Raw genomic sequence first — 1,072 nt, 5'->3', positions numbered from 1 at the left:
CTAGCTGTTCTTCCCCGACACGTTGTGAACACCTGAGGTAGGCGAAGACCTCCGGGACGATGTGGGTACCACCCTCACATCCGCTCCACGGAGGTCTTCGTGACTCACGCTAATGCCCCTTTGACGCCGGAGGGGCGTCGTCGTCTTGCTGCTCTCATCGTCGACCATGGTTGGTCGGTGCGGCGTGCTGCGGAACGGTTCCAGTGTTCGCCGGCGACTGCGTCTCGATGGTCGCGCCGGTATCGGTTGGGACTGGCATTGACGGACCGCAGCTCGCGGCCGTTGTCGTCGCCGACGCGGTTGTCGCGGCGGGCAGAGCGTCGCATCATCTCGCTGCGGTTCACACGGCAATGGGGACCGCACCGGATCAGCTACCACCTCGGCATCCCACGCTCGACGGTCGGGCGGGTCCTCGCACGGCATCGGATGCCGCTGCTGAATCACATTGATCGGGCGACCGGGCTCCCCGTCCGCAGACCGACACCGATGCGCTACGAACTGGCAGCGCCGGGCGACCTCGTCCACGTCGACATCAAGAAGCTGGGACGCATCCCCGACGGTGGTGGCTGGCGGATGCTCGGCAAGCAGGCGGGGAGGAAGAACAACAACGGTCACGGCGCCAGCGGCCGGGGCTACGCGTTCTTGCATCACGCCGTCGACGACCACTCCCGGGTCGCCTACTCCGAGATTCTCGAGAACGAACGCAAGGAGACCGCGGCGGGGTTTTGGGAACGCGCGAACGCGTTCTTCGCCAGCATCGGCGTCACCGTGACCGCGGTGATGACCGACAACGGCTCCTGCTACCGCTCACGCGACTTTGCCGCAGCCCTCGCCAACACCAACATCCAGCATCGCCGCACCCGCGCATACCGGCCCCAGACCAACGGAAAGGTCGAGCGATTCAACCGCACACTTGCCGCCGAATGGGCTTATGCCACCACCTACGCCAACGACGAAGCCCGCGCCGCAACCTACGACGCCTGGCTCCATCACTACAATCACCACAGACCCCACACCGGCATCGGCGGCACCGTCCCCTCAGACCGCGTTCACAACCTCACGGGGAAGAACA

The 1,072-nt window shown here is 65.5% G+C and carries 1 protein-coding gene; it reads left to right on the top strand.

Annotated elements, in window-relative coordinates; translation table 11 throughout:
• Positions 1-99: 99 nt before the first annotated feature.
• Positions 100-1,072, top strand: a 973-nt coding sequence (locus ACFUTX_RS16480) for an IS481 family transposase (RefSeq protein ID WP_378867207.1), incomplete at its 3' end; no start/stop codon positions are given.

The organism is Microbacterium sp. NPDC057407, assembly GCF_042803895.1.
Taxonomy (GTDB): Bacteria; Actinomycetota; Actinomycetes; order Actinomycetales; family Microbacteriaceae; genus Microbacterium.
The sequence above is the reverse complement of the archived record's forward strand: the minus strand, read 5'-3'. Positions and strand labels throughout refer to the sequence as shown.